Genomic DNA, 23,914 nt, shown 5'->3' with positions numbered 1-23,914 from the left:
GAACGGGTCGCTCATCCGAGTTCGGCCATCCGTCGCACGTCCGCCCACAACGGAGCCCGCTGTTTCGTCTCGTCCCCCACATCCGGACGTCGAAACAGCGGCATGACCAGGTGGTGCAGCAGATTGAAGATCTCCATCGGCGTGCGGATGTTGGTGTCCACGCGGGCGCTCCCTCGGATCGGCTACGGCGATCCTGCCTAAGTGCACGGCCCACGCAATCACCTTCACCCGGTTCGATCCTTACCGGCGATCGTCATCGCGCGTACTGTCCGTGAACCAAGAAGCGGCGGAACAAGGTGGGACGATCAAGGGTCGCCCGACCCAGCGTGCGCGAATGCAGATGAGGACACGATGGCGGTCCTCCAGGACGATGACGCCCTACAGGCGCGAAGCGGAGAGCGCGATGACGAGCTGGCTCTACCCGGTCAACCCGACGAACAAGGAGTCCTGGGGATACACCAAGTCTCCGATCGAGGTAATGACCGGTGAGAAGGATGACCACACCTGGTACGTACCGCGCAAGTTCGGCGTCGCCAAAGGTGACCTGATCTGGGTGCGCGAGTCCAAGCACAAGGGAAACCCCGTTGCACAGGTGATCGGGGTCGGAGTCGTCCGCAGTGATGAACCTCGGCAGCGGAAGGACGGAGCGTATTACTTCAAGGTCGTCTTCGGCACCGCACTCTGCCACCACCTCGCGGCGAACCCGTTCACGCTCCAGGTCGAGGCTCCCCCGCAGGCACCCCTAAAGCTCCGCGCTTCGGAGCAGGCGCAGCTTGCCCAAGTGGTGTTCGAGTTCGCCGCTTCACAGACACGAACACAAGCGCTGACCGTCGACTGAACGCAGCACCCCGAGCCGCCTCACGGGGCGCCAGCTATCAAGCGCCCTCTACCAGAACGACGCGGAAGGTCGCTCCGTTGAAACGGTGCTTCGCCGCAGCTTGGTAGGCAGGGCTGTCGTACCACGCACGCGCCTCGTCCATGGTGGGGAACTCAATCACCACGACGCCCTCAGACTCGGGGCCTTCGAGCACCTGCTGTGGACCGTATGCCGCGAGGATCTTCGCCGAATGCCCCTCGAACGACTTGCCGACGTTCGCCAGATAGTTGTCGACCTCAGACTGGTCATGCGTGCTCTCTTTGAGAAACACGATGTAGGCACTCATGACGAGGCTCCTTCGAGTGGTTTATAGCGCAGAGTATGGGCGGGAACGGCTGGCCGATGGACCACTTCATTCCGTCGGCCACGAGCATAGTGCCCGGTCACGGAGGGCTCACGGCATCATCGTGCGCCCCGGACCATGCGGATCTCTGCGATCTCGAGATCGTCGGTGAAACGGGCACCGTCCGAAACGAACCCGTGCTTCTCGTAGAACCGGCGTGCCCTCGGATTGGCCTCAGCGACCCATAGTTCAGCCGGTGAGTCCGGCAGGAGCACTGCGTTGAGCAGCCGCGCCCCGATGCCGGTCCCGTGTTGCTCCGGCAGGACGTACAGCGACCACAACTCATCGCGACGAACGGCTGGTATGCCGCCCTTGCTGCGTGTAGCTCCGGACTGCGCAAAGCCCACTACCTGCTCATCGACGACGGCCACGAGCGGGTGTCCTGGAGCCGCCCGAGAGAGCCGGTCGCACCAGCGCTCCCGTCGACGCGCGACGGTGTCCCGCTCCCAGTGCTCCGCGGGCAGGAGGCCGGAGTACGTCTGCACCCACGCACCGTGGTGCGCCGCGGCGATCGTGTCAGCGTCGTCGAGGATCGCGGGCCGCACCCGGGGCTGAGTCATGCGCCCCACCATGGCACTCAGCCGTGACGGCGGCGATGTTATTCGTGAGCGGAACCGCTCGACGGTCCAGACGACGCCCGTCATAGAGGCGCTGTCAGATCACCGGTTGCCCCGGCGGAAACCGCTGATCGTTCCTCGTGATCTTCGCGTGTGCCGCCTGGATCAGGTCTACCCCGCAGACGTCGGCCAGCTGCACCAGATAGAGGAAGACGTCAGCGAATTCTTCCTCGACCCCGTTTCGGGTTTCCGGGTCCGCCAGCTTCACGTGAACCTGGTCATCCGTCAGCCACTGCATCTCTGCAAGGAGCTCGCCCACCTCACCACTCAACGCCATCGCAAGGTTCTTCGGGGTGTGGAACTGGCCCCAGTCCCGCGCGACAGCGAACTCGCGGAGCCGGTCGCGTACGGACTCGATGGTGGCGTCGTCGTTCATAGGGTTGATTCTGCCCGGGCGGCGAGACCTATATCCGCGAGTCGCTGCAGCGCAACGGTTCCCCGCGCGGTGACCAGCCTGGCGCCCCTGGGAAGTGTCGTACCGTCTGGGCATGCAGCCGTGGGACGGGATCGACTGGGAGTCGTTGGAGCACAACTACGGCTCTGCCGCGGACGTCCCGCACCTTCTACAGCGCTGCACATCCACCGACGCCGATGACGTCGCCGAGGCGATCTCAGAACTCGATAACGCGCTGCACCACCAAGGAGGTTGGATCTGCTCGGCGTCGTCAGCTGCCTTGCCGTTCCTTCTGGACCTCGCCGTCGCCTCCGCGACCCACCATCGGGCCGCGTTCGTTTACCTGGTCTGGGACCACTGCCGCACGTGGCAGACAGCAGACGAGAAATGGATCGATCCCGCGTGGCCGGGGGCTGTCCGTTCCGTAGAACCGCGGGTACGCGCTGTGGTCGCGGACCACGATCCGCGGGTACGCCGGCCGGCAATCCATGTAGCTGCCGGGCTGCTCGAGCCACGGGCAGCGGAAACGCTGCTGATCGGCCTATGGGAGACCGAGCTGGACCAGGCGACGCGGATCGACCTGATCGATGCCTTGTCGGTAGTGCTCAAGCGCGACCCGGAGCGGGTCCAGGCGCGTTCAGTGCTGGAAGAGACTGCTGCTGGTGGCGACGCACAACTGTCGATCGCGGCGCTGCTTGAGCTCCCCGACGCAACGAATCGCGCCGCGCGTCTGGTCGTCGCTGCGCAGTCGCTCGTCGACATGGATGCAAAGCCGTGGAAGGAAGCCGCGGCCTACGACGTCGGCGTAGGTGGTGTGCTGTCCGCGATTCTGAACGCCGTCCTACCGAACCAGGTCCATTGCCTCGAGCTGCTCAAGACGTTCCTCACCCCAGAAGCAGGTGAGGTCGTGCCTGACGAGCTCGCGCAGCGGGCACTCGAAGGCTGCGGGCGACTGCTGTCGCGGCGGCGCGATGCGGCCGACAAGGTCGCGCCTCTGATCGTTCCTTACCTAGCGTCTCCCGACCCTGGCGTGCGGTACACGGCCTGCTATCTGCTCGCCTGCACAGGTAATGCCGCCCAGCCCTACGCCGACGAGATTGCCCTGTTGCTCCAGGACCAAGCCGTCGACGAGGCGCGCCACGCCCGCCGAGTGGTCGCAGCGGCCGCCATGTGGGCAATGGCCCGGATCGGTGACCCGAGGTGCCTGCCGTACGTACGCGATGAGCTGGAGGGGCGCACAAACCTGTTCTCTGCGATCAAGTCCAGTTTGGGTGGCTCCTACTTCACGGTGTGGGAGATAAGCATCGACGACCTGATGCGCCCCCTGCACGCGTACGCCGATGCACTGCAGACGGACGTCTTGCGTGCCATGGCCCGCAACGAACGGCCCCACCTGACGCAGCGCCTGGCCGAGGTGCTCCAGGACTGGGATATTCGCGGAAAGGTGCCCGCAGGCGTCGTCGACCTGCTGAAGAGTGACGAGAAGTGGCGGCAGGCAGCCCTGACTATCGGGAGCCTTGGCGAGGTTGTGTTCGGTCAGCATCGTCGTGCGGCACGGTTGCTCGCCCGGCGTGCCAAGCAGGACGACGGTCTTGCTGCCTGGGCCTACCGCCGCCTGACCCGGCGCGACGTGTTCGGCGACCAGACCCTGAGCCGGGTTCTGGACGCGGCGATCACGACGCGGCACGACACCGTGTCACTGTCTGAGCGTGTCCTGCCGTATATCGCCACCCGGCCGCCCGCCACGAGGTCCGACGCCGCCCGGCTGCGGAAGCTCCTCGACGGCAACAACGCCGTGCGCCTGACCGCCGCAGCAGCGTTGTACCTCTTGCACGGAGGGACCGAGCAAGGGGACGCCCTCGTCAGGAACGCGCGCCAAAATCACTGGGGCTGGCGCATCCTCGCCATCGTCCTTAATGAAGTGCGGGACGTCCCTGCCGCACAGGAGACATTCGGCCCTATCGCCCGTGAGCTGATCGAGGATCGAAACCGCGTTGGCACCGACGTCGGATGGGCCGTGATCGCCCGGGATGAGAGCCTGACCGCACGCGCCTCGCGGTTCCTCGCCTGATCTCTCACGGAACCGCGCCACCTCATGAGGATCAGGAGCCGTCACGATGAGCAGCCAGGACGAGAGACTCGCCAAGGCACGTCCCGGAGGAGCAGGCGAAGGCATCGGATCGCTCATCGCCCTCTTCGGCCCGGTGGCACTGCTGATGAACGTGTGGGACGCCTACGGATTCCTGACGGATTCCACACCGGAGCCGCGGCACACGATCTTCTACGCGGTCGTCGCCGCGATCATGCTGGCCGGGGTCGCCTGGACTTTCGTCTCTGCCGGACGGCGGAACGCACGCATGATCACGTACATCTGGCACGTGCTGGTCGGGATCTGGGCGGCCACGGCGCTCGTGCTGCTGATCGTGCCCCAGGTGGACTGGGAGTCCCTCAACGATCCCCCACCCGTGGAGCAGAACGTGGACTACGACCCGTGCTACTCGGGCGGGGATCCCTGCGGCTGACCGAGACCAACCGTCGCGGGAGCCACTCATGCAAGCCCGCAGGAGCCGATGCTAGGTGTCGTACTCGCCGTTCCACGGCTCGTGGAACCCGAGGGTGTCGGGGTAGAGCTCGGCCCAGTCGTCCTCGGCGCCGTCCTCGCTGTGACGCTCGACGACCAGGCCGAACAGCACGTCGTCGAACGTCACCTGGAAGGGCCGGATGGCGATGTTGGTGTACTCGCGCCCAGGAAGCTCGTCGAGGAGCTTTGCAAGCCGGGCATCGGCCTTCGCTCGCGGGTCGTGGCCGTGTGGGCCAGACGCGACCTGCATCACTTGGCGTTGGGTACCCGCGCACCAGATGTCCGAGTCGCGGTGGTTGCCGTCGACCTCGAACGTGTGCAGCACGACGAACAGGAGTTTGTGGTCCTCCCAGGGTCCGTCGCGACGGGTGTAGCCCGTACGGAACGCGTAAGTGACGGACGCGAAAAACTGGCCGCCGTCGTATCGACCAATCGTGTCGGTGCGGTAGCCAGGCTCGTAGGCGATCGGGATGACGTCAGGAACTGCCACGACCGACACCATAGCCGCGCGGCAGTAGACGGACGCTGCGGCGGGTGCGAGTCCGTCAGCCAGACCGCGACGTGAGTACGTCAGAGCGCCCTCACGGAACTCGTCGCCGAGCAGTTGGAGCTGGTGCTGCTGTCGCAGCCGGCGGCCCCGGGCGCCCGGTTCCGCAGCGGGGCGCACGCCCTCTGGCGCAGGCAAGGTCGTCGCCTGCCGAGCCTCGTCGGCGCGCCTTCCCCGGCTCAGCACGCCGGAGCCAGGGCTCCGGCAAAGTCATGACTGGACGAGCGCTCGGATCGGGCTGCTGAGGTCCCGGGCGTGGTGAAGAGTGGCTTCGGCGAGGTTGTCCCAGCAGGCGTGACGCAGGATCGCGATGACGACGTTGCGCACTGAGGCCATGTCGTGGGGTGCGTTGCCTGTGGCGATCTGGGACCGGTCCTCGTCGAACGTGACGTCGCGGACCCAGTAGAGGCGGTTCTCGATCGCCCAGTGCCCCTGGATCCAGGTGGCCAGGATGGTCGGGGGTGCGGTGCGGGCGCCCGCGGAGGTGATGAGGTAGACGACCTCGGAGGAACCCCGGAGGGTGCTGCCCCTGGAGGCCTGTGGTCGGCATTTCTTGTGAGCCACAATGGCCCGTACGTTGGGTCCGGAAGCACTTTCGATCATTATCCGGACCAGGTAACATCGAGCTGCGCGCCGGAGGCGTGTGATGACATTTGTTTCGGTAGATGTCGACTCGAACCATGGGTTCTATCGTTCCATCGCTCCTGAAGCCGGGATTGAGCTGGGTGCGAACTTTGAATTGGCTGTCGGCAACGGGATCTCTCCAGGTGTTTCATATGGAGCCTCTGGCAGTTCCAACGTGTACGGCCCGTTCCTTGTAACCGGATCTACCACCTTCAGCAGCCCCGCAGGTTTTTCTGGCGGCGGAGGAATCGGCACTGGTATGCGATAAGGCGGTCATGCCCATGTACGACGCACATGGACCCATGCATTAGTGACGATTGGAAACGGAGCGAATATATGACCATCTTCGGCATCGCCTTCGGCACTGCTTTCGTAACGGTGGGAGCTATTTTCATGGTGTTCAGCGGGAGAATCGGGGATGCGGCAGATAGGGAGGTTGGGCGCAAGTTGCCAGGCATTCTTGCTGATCTCGTTCGTAAAGCCCCGTTGGGGCTGGATATGCGGAGAAGGGCGTTTTTTGTCGGTGTCGGATTTCTGATATTCGGGATACTGTTCGCAGCGGTCGATCCATTCTTGAGTTAGACGGTAAGAAAAGACCTTGTGGAGAGCTGGTCACGAACGGTGGGCTGTGCGGCACCATCGTGGTCGGACAGGTCGAGGCCAAGAGCAACGAGATCCCGTCCCTGCGCGACCTGCTCGACGTCCTGGACGTCACCGGCCCCAGTCTTGACAGGCCACCGCCGATGCGGTTCCATCACCACATGGTTATTAAACCGGTTGGTTATGAGCACGATCACTACTGAGCGGCTCGATGCGACGTTCGCCGCCCTTGCCGACCCGACGCGACGCGCCATCGTGGCCCGGCTCGCCTCGGGCGAAGCGACGATCACCGAGCTGGCCGCGCCGTTCAACATCAGCCAGCCCGCGATCTCGAAGCACGTGAAGGTGCTCGAGCGAGCAGGACTTGTCACGCGAAGCCGGCAGGCGCAACGCCGGCCGTGTCGGCTTCAGGCAGGGCCGCTGCGGGACGCCACCGCGTGGCTGGCGAACTACCGCGACTACTGGGGCGAGAGCTATCAACGGCTTGATGCGCTGCTCGCCGAGCTCACGGCCGACGGGGGCTCCGCCGCGACCCCACAGGACGGCCGGTCGTGAGTGCCGACAGTCGCCTGCACGTCGCCGCGCCGGGTGACCGCGAGATCGTGCTGTCGCGGACGTTCGACGCTCCCGCCGGTCTCCTCTTCGACACGTTGACCCAACCAGAGCTGCTGACCCGCTGGTACGGCGCCCGCGGCTGGAACCTCGTCGCCTGCACGATCGACCTGCGTGTCGGCGGGCACTACCGGTTCGTCTCCCGCGGCCCCGACGACGCCGAGCTGGCCCAGTCCGGGACGTACCGCGAGGTCGAGCGGCCGTCACGGCTTGTCTACACCGAGGTGTTCGACGACCAGTCCTATCCCGGCGAGACGCTGATCGAGCACCAGCTCACCGAGCGCGCCGACGCTACGACGTTGACCAGCACGCTGCACTACCCGTCTCCGGAAGCGCGCGAGATCGTGCTCCGCTACCCCATGACCCGAGGAGTCGGTCAGGCGTACGACCGGCTCGACGCAATCCTCACCGAACTCGCCAGAGCACAGGAGAAGCAACCATGAAGTGGACCCTCGAAGTCGTCGTCGTGCCGGTATCCGACGTCGACCGCGCCAAGACTTTCTACAGCGACAAGGTCGGCTTCCACGTCGACCACGACACCAAGATCGGCGAGGGCCAGCGCATCATCCAGCTCACCCCGCCTGGATCGGGATGTTCGGTCGTCATCGGCGAAGGTGTCGTTGCGGCCATGCCGCCAGGATCGCTCAAGGGCCTGCAGCTCGTCGTCAACGACGTCACGAAGGCTCGGGCGGAGCTGGCCGAACGAGGTGTGGAGGTGAGCGAGGTCCAGGTCCTCGGCGAGAACCCGACGCCGATGCCGGAGCCGCTCGACAACGTGGGGTTCTGCTTCTTCAACGACCCGGACGGCAACGCCTGGTCGGTCCAACAGATCTCGACCCGCCCGTGACCGGATCCGCACTGCTCCCACAGCCCCAGCAATGTCGCAAGCGTGGCGTGGCGTCAGCACCCCAGCCCCCTCGGCGATCACGGCCACATCGTCAGCGGTGACCGCATCAGGCGAGATGACCATGCAGTTGCTGCCAGGACGCGCAGCATCTTGGCAGCAACTGCATGGTCATCTCGTCGCCACGGTCCCCCAAGAGAGCAGGGTCAGACGCCCCGGCTCCCCACCGCCCCGTCCGGCACGATCTCCGCGATCCGCACCAGGTCGCCGTCCGTCAGGGTGATGCCGACCGCCGCCACGTTCTGCGCCACGCGCCCAGGGTTACGCGACCCCGGGATGGGCACGACGTAGTCCTTCTGAGCCAGCAGCCAGGCCAGCGACAGCTGGGCGAGCGTGATGCCCTTGCTCGCGGCGAGCTCGCCGAGCCGACCCGCGATCTCGACGTTGGCGTCGAAGTTCTCGGGCGCCCACCAGCCGATCATCTGCCGCACGTCGTCGGCCTCGTACTGGGTGCGCGGCTTGGTCGCGCCGCTCAGGAAGCCGCGCGCCAGCGGGGAGTAGGCGACGAACCCGATGCCGAGCTCCTCGAGCACCGGCCGCAGAGTCTCGGACTCCCGGTCGAAGATCGAGTACTCCTCCTGCACCACCGAGATCGGGTGCACCGCATGCGCCCGCCGGATCGTGTCCTCGTCGGCGTTCGAGAGGCCCAGGTACTTGACCTTGCCGGCGTCCACGTACTCCTTCATCACGCCCACGACGTCCTCGATCGGGACGTTCGGGTCCGGAACGTGCTGGTAGAGCACGTCGATGGTGTCGACGTTGAGGTTCCGCAGGCTGTTGTCGACCACCTCGCGGATGTGGCCGGGCCGCGAGTCGGACCCGTACGTCTCGGTGAAGCCGAACTTCGTGGCGATCACCACCTCGTCGCGGATCGGTGCGAGCGCGTGGCCGAGCAGCTTCTCCCCCTCTCCCCAGCCGTACAGCTCGGCCGTGTCGAAGAAGGTGACGCCCTCGTCGTGGGCGCGGCGGATGGCGGCGATCGATTCGGTGTCGTCGGTGGGCCCGTAGAACGCCGCCGTGCCCATCGCGCCGTAGCCCAGCGCCGAGACGGTGAGGCCCTGGCGGCCCAGTGTGCGTGTCTCCATGGTGAGACTCCTTAGCTGTGAGGCGATATGTGTCAGCATACGTCACTTCTGTCAGCCACTGACACGAGTGGCATGGACGGTAGTCTGGAGCCATGTCGAGCACGACGAGCAGCGGGCCGAGCCTGCGCGAGATAGGCCGCGACGCCGTGCGCGCACGCATCACCGAGATCGCGCTCGACCTGTTCGCCGAGCACGGGTTCGACCAGGTCACCGTCGACCAGATCGCCGCCGCCGCGGGCATGTCGGGGCGCACGTTCCACCGCTACTTCGCCGCCAAGGAGGACGTCGTCGTCGGCGAGCCCGAGCAGTGGGGCGAGTTCGTGCGCGACGCCTTCGCGGCCCGCCCCGCCGACGAGCCCGTCTGGGACTCCCTCCTCGCCGCTTTCGAGGCGTTCAACGGTTTTCTGGCGGAGAGCGGGCGCGACCAGCGCGGCAAGGTAGCCATGCGAATACTTGTCAGTACCGCGTCCCTGCGGGCCCGCAACCTCGAGAAGCACCAGCTGTGGGGACGCATGCTGGCCCCCCTCGTCGCAGCCCGGCTGTCCGACGACGACACCGCCCTCCGCGCCGAGATCATCGTCCAGGCGGCGCTCGCGTGTCTCGACGTGGCGTTCACCACCTGGGCGAACGTCGACGACGACACCACGATCTCCGAGCTGCTCCAACGCAGTTTCGCGATGCTCCAGCCCAGGGTCTGAGGCTCGCCGGTCAGCCCTTTTTGACGACGCGGAATCGCACGAAGTCGACGAGGTCATCGTCAGCGACGTCCGGGTAGTAGTGGGTTCGCAGAGCCGTGCGTAGTTCGTCGGCGGTGCAGCCCTCCAGCGCGGCCTGGGCGTCGGTGATGTCGGCGAACGGGACGCGCTCGACGGACTCGACCACCCCGGGCAGGGACCGGTACCGGTCGTCGAACTCGAACAGGAACGTGGCCGGCCCCGGCACGGTGGGGTCGTTGAAGCGGGTGGTGGCGGTCTTGACGCCGTCGACCACGTTGCCCCAGTGCCGCGCGTTGAACCGCAGCAGGCGCGGCGGGTTCGCGTCCGGGTGCGGGGACGGGTACGGAAGCAGCTCACGGGCCCGGACGGAGGACGCGTCGTCGCCGTCGGGCACGATGACGCGGCAGTCCGGCTGCTGGTCCAGCAGGACCTGGCGGCATCGTCCGCACGGAGGCATGACGCCGCGGCCCTCATCACCTGCCGCGACGATCAGCGCGATCGGGCCGGCCCCTGCCGCCGCTGCCACCCCGAGCGTGACGAGCTCGGCGCACGGGCCTCCGGTGAAGTGGTAGACGTTCACGCCGGTGTAGATGTCGCCGTGGACGTCCATCACCGCAGAGGCGACGGTGTTCAGGCAGGTGCCGTCCGCCGGGAGGCGGGAGGCGGTGTCGAGCGCCGCGTCGAGGAGGCGCTGCTCGGGAGCGATCAGCATGGGCCGACCCTGACACGGCGGGGGCCTCGGATCGAGGTCATTTCCTCACACCCGCGACGATCGCCGAAGCTCCAGGTCGGGAGATACGTGCCTCTTGCTCAGCGGGCCGCACGGCGTTTCGCCGCCTGGTCCAACAGCTCACCGATAGTTCGCGTCCCGACGCCGGGTCCGACGCCGTCCGCCTGGCTGCGTCGACCGGCCAGGAGCGTGGCACGGGCCGTGCCGGCATCGCCGTCGAGCAGCGCCACCAGCGCGCTGTCCTTCACCGCGGGCGGCAGATCCCTGACCAAGGTGTGGTGCTCGACCGGCGTGCTCCGCCCGAGCAGCGCGGAAGCGGTCGCCGCCTCGGCCAGAAGGTGCTGGTCCAACCGCAGCAGCTCGGCCAGTGCCATCTGCGGACCGGTCAGCGATTCGAGACCCGGCGGGACCGGTGGCTCGATGGTGTGCTCGTCGGTCTCGTAGTCGAACGCGTCCTCGTCACGTTCCCACACCCCGACCGCCGCCAACCAGGCCAGGTACAGCGGCCGCAGGTCGCCGGCCAGCATCTCCGCGCGCACGCCGGTCAGCGCCGCGAGGTCGAAGGACTCGTCGTCGGACCAGTCACCCTCTTCGTCCTCGGAGGTCAGGTCCCAGATCAGGTGCTTCCCGTGGACCGTGAGATCGGCCGCTCCGACCACCACGTAGGCGTCGAGGTCAACGCCGTCGCAGGCAGGCGAAGGATCAGCCGGCGAGTGCCCCAGTTCGCGTAGTAAAGGTGCGCGTCGTAGTAGCGGCGCACAAGTTGCAGGGGGTCACCCTTGAAATCGCCCCAGTCGTACTCGTTCATGAACGACGTCGCCGAGATCTGCGCCCGCGTGGACAGCTCCCGCACCGCTGCTTGCTGCTCGGCCGTCAACGGCCGGTCGATCGCCAGGAACTCGTAGTACTGGTACTCGCTCATCCTCGACCCCATCGCTGACCTGCGGAAAGGCAGCAGGGTATCGCGCCGCGGACGCCGTTGTGCAGGCCCCCGGACACAGTCCCGGAACCACTCCTGGCTTTGCTTCAGCAGGCTTCGGAGCACCGGAACGGGCCCCCCTCGCGGAAGGCCCGTTCCCTCGTGCGCGGCGCAGCGAGTGCGCCGGTCGGCGAACTAGCTCAGGGCCCAGTTCTGGCTCGTCGAGCCGTTGCAGGCCGCCAGGACCGCGACGGTCCCGTTGGCCGTCCCGTTGTTGGTCGTGCCCAGGCACAGTCCCGACTGGACGCCGGTGATCGTGCCGTTGGCGTTCACGTTCCACTGCTGGTTCGCGCCGCCGTGGCAGTCCCAGATGATGGCCCTGGTTCCCGGTGAGGTTCCGGCGCCTTCGGCGTCGAGGCACTTGCCGCCGTAGACGGAGAGCTGCTTCGAAGCGGTGACGGACCACTGCTGGTTCGCCCCGTCGTGGCAGTCCCACAGCTGCACGACCGCACCGTTCGTCTGCGACTGCGCCGAGACGTCCAGGCAGCGGTTGGCACCGCTGTTGCGCACCTGGCCGCTGTCGGAGGGCGGGGTGGTGGAGGAGAACTGGCTGATGAAACGCCACATCTCGCCCTTCACCCAGCTGCGAGCGCCGCTCTCGCAACCGCGGCAACCGTCGACCGGTCCCTGCTGGTGGCCGCCGTCGAACGGCGCCCACACGACCGGGAAGCCGGCGCGGCAGGAGTAGGTCGTGAGGGTGTGCGTCAGGCTGCCGGCCGCCGGCTCCGGCGCGTTCTGCGCGGCGCAGCCGTTGTTGGAGAGGAACCGGTCGCGCATGCCGCGCCCGGCGCCGATGTTGTCCGAGATGCCATGGATGCCCATGTAGGCAACGGCCCCCGTGCCCCCGCTGCAGCCGCTGATCCCGCCGGGTGCGGCGATCGCGACGACGCCGCGGAACACGTTCGGGCGGGCGCACGCCAGCGCGTAGCTCATCGCGCCGCCATAGCTGAAGCCCAGGGAGAACCGCTGCGACTCGTCGACGCAGAGGGCGGCCTCGACGGTCCGGATCATGTCGTCGAAGAACACGACGTCCCGGCCGTTCGAGTTGGCCCAGCCGTTGTTCAGGCCCTGCGGCGCGACGAAGATCGCCGAGCCGTTCGACAGGGCGTCGAGCCCGTAGTGCGCGTAGACGGCGCCGTCGGAGCCGCCGCCGGCGACCTGCTCGGCGGTGCCACCCAACCAGTGGTTGCCGAAGATCAGCTTGTGCGGCTTGTTGCGGTCGTAGTTCGCGGGGACCTTGATGATGTAGCTGCGGGTCTGGCCGCTGCTCTGGATGTTGTGCTTGCCGCTGTTGAGGGCCGGGGCCTTCCCGCAGCCGGAGCTGGCGGCCGCGGTGACGTCGGAGGCGCCGGCCTGGGACGTCCCGGCAGCCTGGGCCGGCACACCCCCGGCCGTCGCCACGACGAGCGCGGTTGCGAGGCACACGAGAGCAGATCTGAATCTCGACATAGGACGAAACTCCTTGTGGTCAGCATCGTTGGAGACCTGTGGGGCGGCACCGCATGAGAAGTACGTTGCCGCGGAAGACGCGGCTGAGCGTCGACTGGAAGCGCTCCCAGTCTAGATAAATCAGATGTATGCGGTCAATGTCCGGAGAAATCTAAACGATTAGGGCTTGATTTCCTTGCGGTGACATATCAGACATCGGCTCTCTCCGCGACGGTGTCGCACCCACTTCTCCGCGACGCCGTCACGCGCGCACGGCTCAGCGGGACGATCCACCTCGCCTGCGGCTAACGTCGAACGGTGCCGACGCTCAACACCCGCTCCCCCGGCGAGCCCTACCTGGTCGAGCGCAACCCCGGCTACTTCGAGTACCAGCTGCCGGTCTCGCTCAAGGCGGTGATCAGCTGGAAGGGCCGACTGCCGCTCCTGCGCAACGAGCGCGACGAGTGGGAGCTGCCGGGCGGCAAGCTCGACCTGGGCGAGCAACCGGCGGAGTGCCTCGCGCGTGAGATCCGGGAGGAGCTCGGCTGGGACGCGACGGTTGGCGAGCCGTTCCACAGCTGGGTGTACCGGGTCTTCCCGGACCGCCACGTCTTCGTCGTGACGTTCCTTGCCACGTACGACGGCGACGCCGTGCCCGCCTGCAGTCACGAGCACAAGGAGCTGATTCTGTTCACACCCGGCGAGGCCACCGCGCAGAACATGCCCGAGGAGTATCGAACGGCGATCCGCTTGGCGGTCGAGCAGGGGCACTTCCGAGACGTCTGAGGATTCTCGGTATTCCTCCGGACCGGCGCTCGTCACCTCTCGATCGGCCAGCAGTTTCCCGTCTCGTAGCCACCGTCCGCGTCGGGGACCAGGCTGTGGCTCTCCGCGAAGGAGATACGTCCGCAGATCACGGGGGCGTCGCCGAGCGCCACGTAGTCCGGGCTGTCCACCGAGCGCACCATCGGTTCGTCGGCGTCGAAGAAGTAGGCCCCGCGGTGGGTCGCCTGGGTCCCCATGACCTCCGCCGCCGGGTCGGTGCCCGTCTCGTCGGCGCCGTAGAAGTGGACGTGGAAGCCCACCTCCTCGTCGGGTACGCCGCCCGCCCAGTCGGCGTCGTACTCCACCACGAGCTCGCCGTCCGCCACCTTGGCACTGGTCAGGCAGACCCAGCGCTCGTTGGCCTGGATCTCCTCGCTGCACTCCTGAGCAGGCAACAGCGCCGGCTCGGTCTCCGTGGCGTCCGGAGCGGGCGACGCCTCCCCCGATGCTGATGCCGTCGGACTACTCGAAGTGGTGGAGTCGTCCGGACCTGCCGAGGCGGGGTCCTGTGTGGGCCACGGAATCAGCGCCCACGCCGCCACTCCGAGCACGGTCGCGAGCGCTGCGCCGATGGCGATCTGCGCGCCGCGCGGCAGGCGCTGCCACGTGGACCCGCCCCCAGAGGACCCGGCCGCGACGGCAGCCACCGCCTCCTGCTGGTCCCCGTCGCCCGGCAGGCCGTCCGCGCGGGATACCGTGCCGACGGGCACGCCTGTCGCAGCCTGCACGGGCACGCCCGGCACCACCGTGTCCGCGGCCAGCCAGGCCGCACCGAGCGCCACGACGTGCTTCGGGTTGACGTCCACGGCCACGGGCCGGCCCAGCTCGGCGCCGACGAGCTGGGCGACCAGCGGGATCCGTGAGGACCCGCCGACCAGCAGCACGGCGGCCAGGTCCTCGGGTGCCACCCCTGCGGACGTCAGCGCGCGCCGCAGTGCGGCGATCGTCTCCATGAGCAGGGGTCGGACCATCGTCTCCAGCTCGGCGCGAGTGAGCCGCACCTCGGTGCTCAGGCCGGGCAGGAGCACGGGGATGGTCACGTCGGTGTCCGCGGACAGCGCCTCCTTGGCCGACACGCACTCCTCGCGGAGCCGCGCGACGGCGGCCACCGCGGCCGAGTCCTCCGGGTCCAGATCGTCCAGTGCACCGCCGAGCGCCCGCCGTACGTGGTCGACCACCGCGGCGTCGACATCGATCCCGCCCAGCCGCTCGACCCCCTCCGGGCGGCCCAGGATCATGAACCCCGTCTCGGTGCGCCGCAGCACGGCGGCGTCGAACGTGCCGCCGCCCAGGTCGTAGACCGCGACCGTGTCGCCCGGCGCCACCGGCCGGCCGAGGGCGTAGAACGCGGCGGCGGCCTCGGGCTCGGACACATAGGTGACCGGTTCCTGCAGGCCCGCCATGCGCACCGCCTGCTCCAGCAGGTCCAGCTTGTACCGGCCCCAGTTCGCCGGGTGGCAGATGCAGACGGCCGACGCCTCACCGCCCTCGCGCGCCGCGACCTCGTCGACCACGAAGCGCAGCAGCCGGGCCGTCAGTCCCTCGGCCGAGTAGGGCGCCCCGCCGAGCAGCAGGGGCGTGGGGTCGCCGAGCCGTCGCTTGAACTCGCGCGCCACGCGCTGCGGCTCCGTCAGCGCACGCCGGTCGGCGGTCTCGCCGGTGAGGAACGTGTCGTCGTCGCGCAGCAGCACGACCGACGGGATCACCGCGGCACGGCTGCCGAGGGTCGCGATCTCGGCCCTGCCGTCGCGCACGACGGCGGCGCCCGTGTACGTGGTCCCCAGGTCGATACCCAGCGCGTACGTGGTCGATGTCTCCATGGTCTCTATCTCCCTGTGAAGCGCCTGCGCGCGGGCTCGGTGCGGGTGAGGTCGTGCGGTGCGATGCCTGACACCGCGGGGGACCGACGGGGGAATGCCCCGAACCCGTCGCCCGCAGCGCGTTCTACAGTGAGGTCGTGGACGAGAACAGGCCGGTGCACGACGTGCTGCGCGAGCGGACGGGTAGCGGGGACACCCCCGGTGCCGTCGCCGACGCGCTGCGCGCGGCGGGCCACGACCTGCCCCACGACCTGGTCGCGGAGGCCGTGGCCAGCTTCGCGGACACCGCGCCCACGGCGGTCGCCGAGCACCTGTCCTCGTTCACGACCGCGTACGGCCCCGAAGGCCTCGCGGACCCGGCCGACCTCGACGCCGCCGAGATGCTCCCGGACGGGCTCGCGCTGCTCGCGTCCGCCCCTGCTGTCGACCAGGCCTCGCACGGCGAGGCGATCGCCTTCGGCACGGGCGCGGGCACGGGTGAGCCGAACGACGACGTGGTGGTGCCCGACGTCGGCGCCGATGCCTCCGACGCCTTCGTCCTGGGAGACCTCGACGCCGCGGACCAGCTCGACCCGGTCCCGGGGAGCCTCGACACCCGGGTACCGGACGAGACGTTCGACCCGGCCGAGCTCGATGCGGAACTCGATGCGGAAGACGTCCAGGACACCGACCTCCCCTTCTGAGCCCGGCCCTGAACCATCAGCCCGCGCCGGGTTCGTCCGGCGGGCGCGGCTCATGGTCTCGGTCCGTCCAGGAGACCTTCGACGGACCGCACCGCGACGCGGGCCGCCAGCATCAGCTCGTGCCGAGTGAGCGGGTTCTCCGCGCGCCGGGTCCACCGGTCGAGTGCGCTGCGTGCGGCGTCGGTGACGTCGGCACTGGAGGCACCCGCGGGCAGGTCGAGCCGCCGGCGCGCGGCCTCCCCGTCCCCGCCGACCAGTCGCTCCAGGTCGGTCAGGGCCTCGTCCGGGCCGGTGACCCAGCCCGCCCGCAGCGCGGACACGACACGCAGCTCGGCGAACGCGTGCGCGGACGCCACCACCTGCTCGACGACGGTCGCCACCCGGTCGCCACCGGGCACCGGCGCGGCGACGAGCAGCGCGTCGAGGGCCAGCAGCGCCGAACGCGACTTCAGCACGTCGCGGCGGCCGACGAAGAGCGAGTCCAGCACGGTACGCAGCTCGCCGATGCCGCTGCGTGCCGCCAGCTCGCGCGCCAGCTCGGTGGCGGTCCCGACGACCTTCTGGCGCAGGAGCACCGTCGCCAACCGCACGCCGAACAGCCCGAACCGCTCCAGCAGGGCGACGCGCTCGAGGTCGGTCAGACCCAGGCCCGGCTGCCGCTCGACGAACCGGTCGGCGGACAGCAGCAGGTCGTCGGCGTCGGCCGCCGGGAGGGCGGCGACCCTGCGCAGCCTGGCCACCTCGTCCTCCGTGAGCGTCGCGGCGGTCTCGGCGAGCAGCCCCGCTACCGGTACGACGGTCTGCACCATCCGGCGCACCGTGGCGTCGCGGCGCAGGCGTCCGGCGATCCGTCGCGCGGACGCGAGCGCGTCGATGCGGCCGACACCGATCTCGTCGGCCCGGGACAGGACACCGATGGTGTTGACCGGGTTGGGGCGGGACACCTCGGTGTCGTGGAACGCGTCGAGGAACGCGACGTCCTGCGGGTGCAGGTGGCGCATGAGGTAGACGACGGCGTCAGCGGGGGTCTCGTCGTCGGCGAGCAGGTCCCAGGTACGCTCCGCCGACGACGGGTCGAGCGAGCCGATGCCCGGTGTGTCGACCAGCGTCCACGTGCGCAGCGCCTGCGAGGGCCAGGTCAGGTCGAGCCGCTCGACGTCACCGGGGGCCAGGCCGTTCAGGTCGACCTCCAGCGCGCCGTCGTCGCGGCGGAAGGTGAGGTCGGCACGGCCGCCGTCGCGCAGCCCGGCGGTGACACCGTAGGTGTGCCCGTCGTGGTACCAGGTGACGATCCGCGTGCACTCGCCCGCGTCCGTGGGCGCGAGGCGCTCCCCCATCAGTGCGTTGAGCAGCGTCGACTTGCCGGCCTTGACACGACCTGCGACGGCCACGCGCAGCGGCTCGTCGAGGCGGTCGCGCAGGGCGTCCAGCCGCGCCGCGTGCTCGGTGCGCGCGTACGCCTCACTTGCCAGGTCGACAGCGAAGCGCGTGCGGTCCAGGAGGGTGGGCGGCATGGCCGAGGCTTCGCCGTCGTCGATCATGCCGCCACCTCCCCGGCGCGACGGCTCAGCTCGGCGAGTCGGCCCAGCTCGGCCGCGATGTCCTTCCGTCGCCGGGCGCGGTCCTTCTCGTCGCTGCGGGCGGCCTCGGTGGCTGCCCGCAACGAGTCGGTGGTGGACCGCTGGATCTCGTCGGCCCGCGCGGCGTAGTGGTCGCGCAGCTGCCGCTGCACCCGGCGCATCGTGTCGCGGGAGTCCTTGCCGACCCGGAAGGCGGCCTCGTCGCAGTACCGGCGCACGGCGTTGCGAGCCTGGCCGCGGCGGTTCTCCAGCTGCCGCTTCTTCTCCTGGCGCAGGCTGCCCAGGCCCATCGCGAGGCCGATCCCGACGGCGACCGGCCCGAGGGACAGCCCGATCAGGCCGCCCAGTGCCGTGAACATCAGGACGCCCAGGTAGGAGCCCTTCAGCGCGGTGAGCGCCTGCTTGCGCACGCTCATCCGGGCGAGGTCGAGGCGCTGGCGCACGTCCAGCCGGGCGAGGAGCTGCTCCGGGGTGCGCACCGCCAGGTCCGACAGCACCGGCTCGGCGGCCTCGCTGAAGTGGGTCCACACCTGCTCGCTCAGCTCCCCGGCGCGCGTCCGCAGGGAGGTGTAGCTGGCCACCATCTCTTGCGCGACGGCGGCCTCCAGCCACGACTTGAGCTGCGGCCACACGTCGGCCGGGTCGGCACGCTCGATCCAGTCGTCGGCGGCGTCGAGCAGTCGCCGGACCCGGGCACGCAGGTCGTGGTCGACGTCGGCGGTGAGGTCGGCGACACCGTCGGACAGGGTCTGGTTCCAGCGGGCCGCGGAGCCGCGCAGCTCGGCGGCGCGAGCCTGCGCGCGCTCGAGCCCCGCCATGACCTCGCGCACCCGGTCCGGGTCCGCCAGGACGGCGTCCTCCGCCTCGAACTGCGTGGCGACCTGCCCCGCGACCTGGACGACCTCGGCAGCGGCCGACGCCGCGACCCTCTGCGCGGCGCCGCCGGCCACCCGGCCGGACACGAACCGCACCACGTCGCCGAAACCGGACTCGGCGTTCAGCTCCTTGTCCTTGGCAGGGACGGAGCGGGACCGCAGCGCCGAGGAGACCGGCAGCACCGGGACGCCGGGCGCGGTGTTCTCGAGGTGGCCCCGGTCGAGGTCGGCGATGGTGCGCCACGCGGGATAGAGGTCGGTCTTGGTCAGCACACAGACCAGCTCCGGTCCGCTGTCGCGCACCTTGCGCACGAACTCGGCCTCGACGGCGGTCAGCTCCTGGGACGCGTCGGTGACGAAGAGGACGGCGTCGGCCATGGCCACCGCGGCCAGGCTGGCCGCGGCGTGCGCGGACTCCAGCCCTCCGACGCCTGGGGTGTCCACCAGCACCAGCCCGCCGCGCAGCAGGGTCCGGGGCAGCCGGACGACGACGCCGGACGGTCGCGCGGAGTCCGCGTCCACCGGGGCGGTCTCGAGCGGCCCGGCGGCCGCAGGGGCGGACGGGTCCGGCTCCATGATGAGGCGCGCGGCGGCCTCCAGGCCGACCGGCTCGCGCCGGGGCGGGTCGCCGGCCCAGAGGACCTCGGCCGACCTCGTCTCGCCGTGCTCGACGTAGGTGGGCAGCGCCGTGGCGACGTCGTCGTCGACCGGGCAGACCTCGGCACCGATCAGCGCGTTCACCAGGGAGCTCTTGCCCTGCTTGAAGTCGCCGACCACCACCACGTGCACTCGCGGGTCGTCCAGCGTGGCCCGCGCGGTCCTCAGCCGTGCGGCGAGGTCCTCCCGGCCGTAGGCCCGGCAGGCCTCCAGGCCGAGGTCCACGACGTCCCTGGCCCGGTCGGCGGCGGGTGGTGCGGTGCCGGCCATGATCCCTCCTCCGTTACTTGTGATCCTGCTCGGTGCACTACGCCCGGTGCGTAGCGCCCTGCGGTGCCGGCGGTCCGTGGCTGTCGCCCGGTCCGCCGGCACCGCGAGAGTGCTGATCGGATGGTTCTTCACCCACCGATCTGGATCTCGCTGTCGTCGATGTCGGTGTCGATCTCGGTGTTCTCGATGGTCGTGTCGATGTCCGTGCGGATGTCGGTCTCGATCTCGGTGTTCTCGATCTCGGTGGTGGTCGTGTTGGCCTCCACCTGCGTGATCTCGGTGGTGGTCGTGTTCGCCTCGACCTGCGTGATGTCGGTGTCGGTGAAGCTGCCGGTGGCGTCGCCGCCGGTGGAGAACGCACCGCCGTCGGACACCTCCACGTCCTGCGCACCGGAGACGTCGCCCTCGCCGAAGCCGAGCGCACCCGACTCCACCTCGGTGTCGTCGCCGGACTGGATCCCGGTGAACGACCCCGTGTTCTGGGTGGCGTTGCCCTCCCCGACCTGCGCGAGCGCGGCCTCGTCACCGGTGTTGACCTGGCCGTCGACGTCCTCGACGACGGTGTTGTCGTCACCGACGACGTTCTCCTCGCCCACGACGTTCTCCTCGCCGGAGACCACCGTGTTGTCGTCACCGACGGCGCTGCCGTCCCCGGAGACCGCGACCGCCTCCTCGCCGACGGCGTTGCCCTCGCCCGAGACTGCGGTGCTGTCCTCGCCGAGGGCGTTGCCGTCCCCGGACGCGACGAGGTTGTCCTCGCCGACGACGTTGTCGTCGCCCGAGGTGACGGTGTTGTCCTCGCCGAGCACGTTCTCGTCGCCCGAGACCGCCGTCGCGTCACCGTCGGTGGCCGCGGCGGAGCCCTCGCCGAACGCGTTCGCCGTCTCCTCGCGGGACGACAGGTCCAGTCCGAGGAAGCCGTCCACGTCGCCGTCGACGTCCACGTCGACGTTTCGCGACTCGTCGGTGAACGAGCGGTCGATGATGGTGGTGACGGTCTCGTCGCCCTCGTACGCGGTGTAGGTGACGTAGCTGACGTGCTGCGTGACCTGCTCCAGCGTCGCACTCTGCGACTGCGTCGCGCTCGCGCCGGAACCGGCCTGGCTGCCGGCCTGACCACCGCCGAGACCGCCGGCCTGGGTGCCACCGCCGAGACCGCCGCCCTGGGAGCTGCTGCCGAAACCGCCGCCACCGCCCTGCCCGCCGCCGAAGCCCGAGGCGCCGAAGCCCTCCTGGCTCACGCCGTCCACGCCTGCCTCACGAGCCGCCTCGAACACGTCGGCCTCCGACAGGTCGGCGTCCGTGATCCCGCGGGCCGCGAGCGTGGCCGACGGCTCCTGGGCGAACTGCACCGCGTTCTCGCGGTCACCGACGATCCACTCGATGAGCTCGCGAAGCATCTCCTGAACGTTCATCGTTCTGCCCTCCATGTCATGTCCGAGCCGGTGGTCCCGGCCTCTGCGACAAGCCTCGGCCCGCGGCAGGTGCCACCGAATCGGGGACTTCCCTCGCGTGCCGCGGGGGTCATGGGGGGATCGTCCCGGCCCGCTGGTCGCCGTGCCCCGCACCGAGGTCCTCGCGCAGCGCGGCGAGGAACTCCGCGCGGGTCGAGGCGCCCAGCCGGGTGCGCATGCGCGCCACGTGGTGCTCGACGGTCTTGGGCGACACGAACAGCTGGGCGCCGATCTCCCGGTGCGTACGCCCCGCGAGCACGAGACGCCCCACTTCCGTCTCCCGCTCGGACAGGACCGAGCGCCGGGCGCTCTGCTCGGAGCCCTGCCGGAACTCCCGTGCCCGCTCCAGGAGGCGGCGAGCCAGGGCGGCGTCGGGCGTCCGCACCCCGGCCTGACCGGCGAGGCGAGACGCCTCCCACGGCAGCCCGACGGCGCCCAGCCCGTCCGCCGCCGACGCCACCTCGTCGCCGTCGACCCGTCCGGCCAGTGCGTTCGCCCAGCACCGGGCGGCAGTGGCCTGGGCGGTCATCCTGGCGGAGGCACGCGCGGCCGGGGTGCCGTACAGCTCGTCGCGGAGCTCGGCCAGCTCGGCGGCTGCCGCGTCCGCCGACGCCGGGTCGTCCCCGACCACCGCCACCTGCAGGTCGGTCCATGCCAGCAGCGCGGTCCACGGCGCACCGCCGAGGACCGCGGCGTACTCCCGGAGGGTGGCGCGGACGCCGTCGGCCCGCCCGACGCTCCCCGCCCGGGCGGCGGCCACGACCAGCTCCTCGACGCACTCGGCGTGCAGCAGGTCGATCGCCTCCCGCGCGAGGAGATGCTCGGCGTCGGACCATGCGGCACGGGCGGCGGCCACGTCCCCCGAACGGCGTGCGAGTCCCGCCCGCAGGCACACCGACAGGAGCACGTCGCGGCCGTCGTGCGCGGTGTCGCCCGACCACCCACCGGGGGCGGTCAGCGCACGCGCCTCGTCGTACCGGCCGCCCCGCAGGGCGATCCAGCCCGCCAGCAGGCGATGCCGCCGCGTATGTCCTGGCCCGCCCGAGCCGGCCGACAGCGCGTCCTCGACCAGGCGCCGGGCCGTCGCCCGGTCGCCCACGGCGGACGCGACCAGCGCACCGAGGGCGTGCGGGGTGTCCGGCAGGGGCGCTTCGTCCGTCGAGCGATCGAGCTCCTCGGCGGCCTCGATCAGGAGCGGTAGTGCGCGAGCGGGCTCCGCCAGGAGCCGGCCGGCCTCCGCCACGCGCAGGGCGAGTCGGCCCTGGAGCGGGTCGCCGGCCGGGGCGGTGCCGCCCGGGGAAGCCACCCCGGTCGCGGCGAGCAGGGGGACCGCCAGCAGTCTTCCGGTCGTGCCGGCGTCCTCGAGTTCCCGCGCCGCGCGTGCCGTCCGGCCGGACCGCGCGAGCGCGACCGCGGCATGCAGCGTGGACCGGGTCCGGATCGCGGGCACACCGGACAGCGCGCGGTCCACCTCGTGCCGCTCGCCCCGGGTCAGGTCCGCCGCGACGGCGCGCGCGACGGCCGGGACGAGCCGCTCACCCCCAGGGGCCAGCAGACCGGCCTCGTGCAGGGCGCGCAGCTCGGCCGCCACGACGTCCGGCGCCACGCCGGCCGCCTCCGCGAGCCCTGCGTGCGGGAAGGGTCCCAGGTCGTGCGCCACGGCGAGCACGCGTGCGACGGCGACCGCCCTGGGCAGCCGGGCGAGCGCGCGCTGCACGCGGGCGAGCAAGGCGGCGGGTACCGGTCCTGCGCCGTCGACCAGCGCCACGACCAGGGCGGGAAGGCCACAGGTGTCTTCAACGAGCGAGGCGGCCTCGGCAGGTCCGGGGCGCGTGCCGGTGCGTTCCGCCACGAGCTGCGCCACGTCGTCGGCCCCGAGCGGGTCGCACTGCACGACGCCGTCCCGCGCCGCCAGTTCGTCGAGCTCGGCCAGCGCGGGGTCGGTGATCGCAGGCCTGCGCGACAGGGCCACCGGGATCCCCGCACGTGCGGCGGACGTGATCTGGTGCAGGAGGGCGGGCGGGTAGTGGTGGGCGTCGTCGACGAGCACCAGCTCGGTGTCCGGGCCGGCCTGCCGGCCGAGCAGGCCGGCGAGCGCGGCAGGGTCCGGGGCGACGTGCAGCACACCACCCGCCGAACGCGTGACCGCGCGCAGGCGGTGGGTCCGGCCGGCCCCGTCGACGCCGATCACGACAACCACGGGCGCAAGTCTCTCGGTCGGCGCGGCTCGGCGGAGATGATGACTACCCGGTGACGCTGATCTGGTCCCCCTCGACCGACACCGCGACCTCGGGGAGCGGGTCCTGGCTCTCCGGCGTCAGACCGGACGCGGCCTGGACCACCGATCCGTCCTCGATCGAGAACCTGCTGCCATGGCACGCGCAGTCGATCGTGCCGTCGCGCACCGCACTCACCGTGCACCCCTGATGTGTGCAGACGGCCGAGAAGCCCCGGAAGTCGCCTTCCGTCGGCTGCGTGATCACGATCTGCCGGTCGGCGAGGATCAGTCCGCCGCCGACCTCGACCTCGCCCGTGCCGGCCACGACGCTGTCCCCGGCACCCGCTTCGCCCTCGGGCGGGTCGGCCGCGGGCGGCTGCTCGTCGCCGGCACCGTAGACCGCGCACCCGCTCACCGCGCTCACGACACCGACAGCGCCGACGGCGCCGAGCATCAGCACCTGCCGCCTCGGAGTGGTTCCCGTCATGCCGCCTC

27 protein-coding genes are annotated in these 23,914 nt (G+C 70.0%); 10 read left to right on the top strand and 17 right to left on the bottom strand.

Annotated elements, in window-relative coordinates; translation table 11 throughout:
• Positions 1-11 precede the first annotated feature (11 nt).
• The gene (locus ACQEVI_RS23385; protein ID WP_432903542.1) at positions 12-161 is read right to left on the bottom strand and encodes a hypothetical protein; all 150 of its coding nucleotides are present in this window, start codon (positions 159-161) and stop codon (positions 12-14) included.
• Positions 162-403: 242 nt separating this feature from the next.
• Here ACQEVI_RS23385 and ACQEVI_RS23380 point away from each other — a divergent pair, with 242 nt between their 5' ends.
• Positions 404-838, top strand: a complete 435-nt coding sequence (locus tag ACQEVI_RS23380) for a hypothetical protein (RefSeq protein WP_432903539.1) — start codon at positions 404-406, stop codon at positions 836-838.
• Positions 839-875: 37 nt separating this feature from the next.
• Here ACQEVI_RS23380 and ACQEVI_RS23375 read toward each other — a convergent pair whose 3' ends face one another.
• The 3 genes from ACQEVI_RS23375 to ACQEVI_RS23365 all read right to left on the bottom strand — a co-directional run bounded on the left by ACQEVI_RS23375 (position 876) and on the right by ACQEVI_RS23365 (position 2,213).
• The gene (locus ACQEVI_RS23375; protein ID WP_432903536.1) at positions 876-1,163 is read right to left on the bottom strand and encodes a DUF1330 domain-containing protein; all 288 of its coding nucleotides are present in this window, start codon (positions 1,161-1,163) and stop codon (positions 876-878) included.
• A gap of 116 nt (positions 1,164-1,279) precedes the next feature.
• Positions 1,280-1,780: an N-acetyltransferase family protein gene (locus ACQEVI_RS23370; protein ID WP_432903533.1), complete on the bottom strand. Its 501-nt coding sequence runs from the start codon at positions 1,778-1,780 to the stop codon at positions 1,280-1,282.
• Positions 1,781-1,874: 94 nt separating this feature from the next.
• A complete protein-coding gene (locus ACQEVI_RS23365; RefSeq protein ID WP_432903530.1) occupies positions 1,875-2,213 on the bottom strand; it encodes a nucleotide pyrophosphohydrolase in 339 nt (112 codons plus the stop codon).
• A 112-nt stretch (positions 2,214-2,325) separates the two neighbouring features.
• Between ACQEVI_RS23365 and ACQEVI_RS23360 the strand changes: the two genes are divergently transcribed.
• Both ACQEVI_RS23360 and ACQEVI_RS23355 read left to right on the top strand, forming a co-directional pair.
• Positions 2,326-4,302: a hypothetical protein gene (locus ACQEVI_RS23360; RefSeq protein ID WP_432903527.1), complete on the top strand. Its 1,977-nt coding sequence runs from the start codon at positions 2,326-2,328 to the stop codon at positions 4,300-4,302.
• A gap of 46 nt (positions 4,303-4,348) precedes the next feature.
• Positions 4,349-4,753 carry a DUF6234 family protein gene (locus ACQEVI_RS23355; RefSeq protein WP_432903524.1) on the top strand — a complete coding sequence of 135 codons (405 nt, stop codon included), beginning with the start codon at positions 4,349-4,351 and terminating at the stop codon, positions 4,751-4,753.
• 51 nt (positions 4,754-4,804) lie between these two features.
• Here ACQEVI_RS23355 and ACQEVI_RS23350 read toward each other — a convergent pair whose 3' ends face one another.
• Complete coding sequence (locus ACQEVI_RS23350; protein ID WP_432903521.1) at positions 4,805-5,302, bottom strand: hypothetical protein; 498 nt, start codon at positions 5,300-5,302, stop codon at positions 4,805-4,807.
• A gap of 267 nt (positions 5,303-5,569) precedes the next feature.
• A complete protein-coding gene (locus ACQEVI_RS23345) occupies positions 5,570-5,923 on the bottom strand; it encodes a hypothetical protein (RefSeq protein WP_432903519.1) in 354 nt (117 codons plus the stop codon).
• A gap of 396 nt (positions 5,924-6,319) precedes the next feature.
• Between ACQEVI_RS23345 and ACQEVI_RS23340 the strand changes: the two genes are divergently transcribed.
• The 4 genes from ACQEVI_RS23340 to ACQEVI_RS23325 all read left to right on the top strand — a co-directional run bounded on the left by ACQEVI_RS23340 (position 6,320) and on the right by ACQEVI_RS23325 (position 8,042).
• A complete protein-coding gene (locus tag ACQEVI_RS23340; RefSeq protein ID WP_432903516.1) occupies positions 6,320-6,565 on the top strand; it encodes a hypothetical protein in 246 nt (81 codons plus the stop codon).
• A gap of 201 nt (positions 6,566-6,766) precedes the next feature.
• Entirely contained in the window at positions 6,767-7,138 is a 372-nt protein-coding gene (locus tag ACQEVI_RS23335) for an ArsR/SmtB family transcription factor (RefSeq protein WP_432903513.1), read from the top strand.
• Positions 7,135-7,638, top strand: coding sequence for an SRPBCC family protein (locus ACQEVI_RS23330; protein ID WP_432903510.1), 504 nt, complete (start codon positions 7,135-7,137; stop codon positions 7,636-7,638). The genes ACQEVI_RS23335 and ACQEVI_RS23330 overlap by 4 nt, the downstream gene beginning before the upstream one ends.
• Entirely contained in the window at positions 7,635-8,042 is a 408-nt protein-coding gene (locus ACQEVI_RS23325; RefSeq protein WP_432903507.1) for a VOC family protein, read from the top strand. Before ACQEVI_RS23330 ends, ACQEVI_RS23325 begins: the two co-directional genes overlap by 4 nt.
• Before the next feature lie 203 nt (positions 8,043-8,245).
• Here ACQEVI_RS23325 and ACQEVI_RS23320 read toward each other — a convergent pair whose 3' ends face one another.
• Positions 8,246-9,184: an aldo/keto reductase gene (locus tag ACQEVI_RS23320; RefSeq protein WP_432903504.1), complete on the bottom strand. Its 939-nt coding sequence runs from the start codon at positions 9,182-9,184 to the stop codon at positions 8,246-8,248.
• 92 nt (positions 9,185-9,276) lie between these two features.
• Between ACQEVI_RS23320 and ACQEVI_RS23315 the strand changes: the two genes are divergently transcribed.
• Positions 9,277-9,882, top strand: coding sequence for a TetR family transcriptional regulator (locus tag ACQEVI_RS23315; protein WP_432903501.1), 606 nt, complete (start codon positions 9,277-9,279; stop codon positions 9,880-9,882).
• A gap of 10 nt (positions 9,883-9,892) precedes the next feature.
• Here ACQEVI_RS23315 and ACQEVI_RS23310 read toward each other — a convergent pair whose 3' ends face one another.
• From ACQEVI_RS23310 to ACQEVI_RS23295, 4 genes are all read right to left on the bottom strand, one after another.
• On the bottom strand, positions 9,893-10,612 hold the full coding sequence (locus ACQEVI_RS23310) for an ASCH domain-containing protein (RefSeq protein WP_432903498.1): 720 nt from the start codon (positions 10,610-10,612) through the stop codon (positions 9,893-9,895).
• A 98-nt stretch (positions 10,613-10,710) separates the two neighbouring features.
• Entirely contained in the window at positions 10,711-11,289 is a 579-nt protein-coding gene (locus ACQEVI_RS23305; protein ID WP_432903495.1) for a hypothetical protein, read from the bottom strand.
• The gene (locus tag ACQEVI_RS23300; protein WP_432903492.1) at positions 11,247-11,552 is read right to left on the bottom strand and encodes a hypothetical protein; all 306 of its coding nucleotides are present in this window, start codon (positions 11,550-11,552) and stop codon (positions 11,247-11,249) included. Before ACQEVI_RS23300 ends, ACQEVI_RS23305 begins: the two co-directional genes overlap by 43 nt.
• A gap of 192 nt (positions 11,553-11,744) precedes the next feature.
• Positions 11,745-13,058 carry a ricin-type beta-trefoil lectin domain protein gene (locus tag ACQEVI_RS23295; protein WP_432903490.1) on the bottom strand — a complete coding sequence of 438 codons (1,314 nt, stop codon included), beginning with the start codon at positions 13,056-13,058 and terminating at the stop codon, positions 11,745-11,747.
• Between the two features lie 297 nt (positions 13,059-13,355).
• On the opposite strand from ACQEVI_RS23295, the gene ACQEVI_RS23290 reads away from it, so the two are divergent.
• Entirely contained in the window at positions 13,356-13,823 is a 468-nt protein-coding gene (locus ACQEVI_RS23290) for an NUDIX hydrolase (protein WP_432903488.1), read from the top strand.
• Between the two features lie 32 nt (positions 13,824-13,855).
• Here ACQEVI_RS23290 and ACQEVI_RS23285 read toward each other — a convergent pair whose 3' ends face one another.
• Positions 13,856-15,682 carry an Hsp70 family protein gene (locus ACQEVI_RS23285; protein WP_432903485.1) on the bottom strand — a complete coding sequence of 609 codons (1,827 nt, stop codon included), beginning with the start codon at positions 15,680-15,682 and terminating at the stop codon, positions 13,856-13,858.
• 137 nt (positions 15,683-15,819) lie between these two features.
• On the opposite strand from ACQEVI_RS23285, the gene ACQEVI_RS23280 reads away from it, so the two are divergent.
• Positions 15,820-16,365 carry a hypothetical protein gene (locus ACQEVI_RS23280; RefSeq protein WP_432903483.1) on the top strand — a complete coding sequence of 182 codons (546 nt, stop codon included), beginning with the start codon at positions 15,820-15,822 and terminating at the stop codon, positions 16,363-16,365.
• Positions 16,366-16,415: 50 nt separating this feature from the next.
• On the opposite strand, the gene ACQEVI_RS23275 is transcribed toward ACQEVI_RS23280, so the two are convergent.
• The 5 genes from ACQEVI_RS23275 to ACQEVI_RS23255 form a co-directional block, all read right to left on the bottom strand.
• A complete protein-coding gene (locus ACQEVI_RS23275) occupies positions 16,416-17,906 on the bottom strand; it encodes a dynamin family protein (RefSeq protein WP_432903480.1) in 1,491 nt (496 codons plus the stop codon).
• Positions 17,903-19,747, bottom strand: coding sequence for a dynamin family protein (locus ACQEVI_RS23270; protein WP_432903477.1), 1,845 nt, complete (start codon positions 19,745-19,747; stop codon positions 17,903-17,905). The genes ACQEVI_RS23275 and ACQEVI_RS23270 overlap by 4 nt, the downstream gene beginning before the upstream one ends.
• Before the next feature lie 128 nt (positions 19,748-19,875).
• The gene (locus tag ACQEVI_RS23265) at positions 19,876-21,162 is read right to left on the bottom strand and encodes a hypothetical protein (RefSeq protein ID WP_432903474.1); all 1,287 of its coding nucleotides are present in this window, start codon (positions 21,160-21,162) and stop codon (positions 19,876-19,878) included.
• A 109-nt stretch (positions 21,163-21,271) separates the two neighbouring features.
• On the bottom strand, positions 21,272-23,401 hold the full coding sequence (locus ACQEVI_RS23260; RefSeq protein ID WP_432903471.1) for a LuxR C-terminal-related transcriptional regulator: 2,130 nt from the start codon (positions 23,399-23,401) through the stop codon (positions 21,272-21,274).
• Positions 23,402-23,444: 43 nt separating this feature from the next.
• Complete coding sequence (locus ACQEVI_RS23255) at positions 23,445-23,906, bottom strand: Rieske (2Fe-2S) protein (protein ID WP_432903468.1); 462 nt, start codon at positions 23,904-23,906, stop codon at positions 23,445-23,447.
• Between the last annotated feature and the right edge of the window lie 8 nt (positions 23,907-23,914).

Origin of the sequence: Promicromonospora sp. CA-289599 (assembly GCF_050936155.1) — a bacterium.
Lineage (GTDB): Bacteria > Actinomycetota > Actinomycetes > Actinomycetales > Cellulomonadaceae > Promicromonospora.
This window is presented reverse-complemented; position numbering and strand designations above follow the sequence as displayed.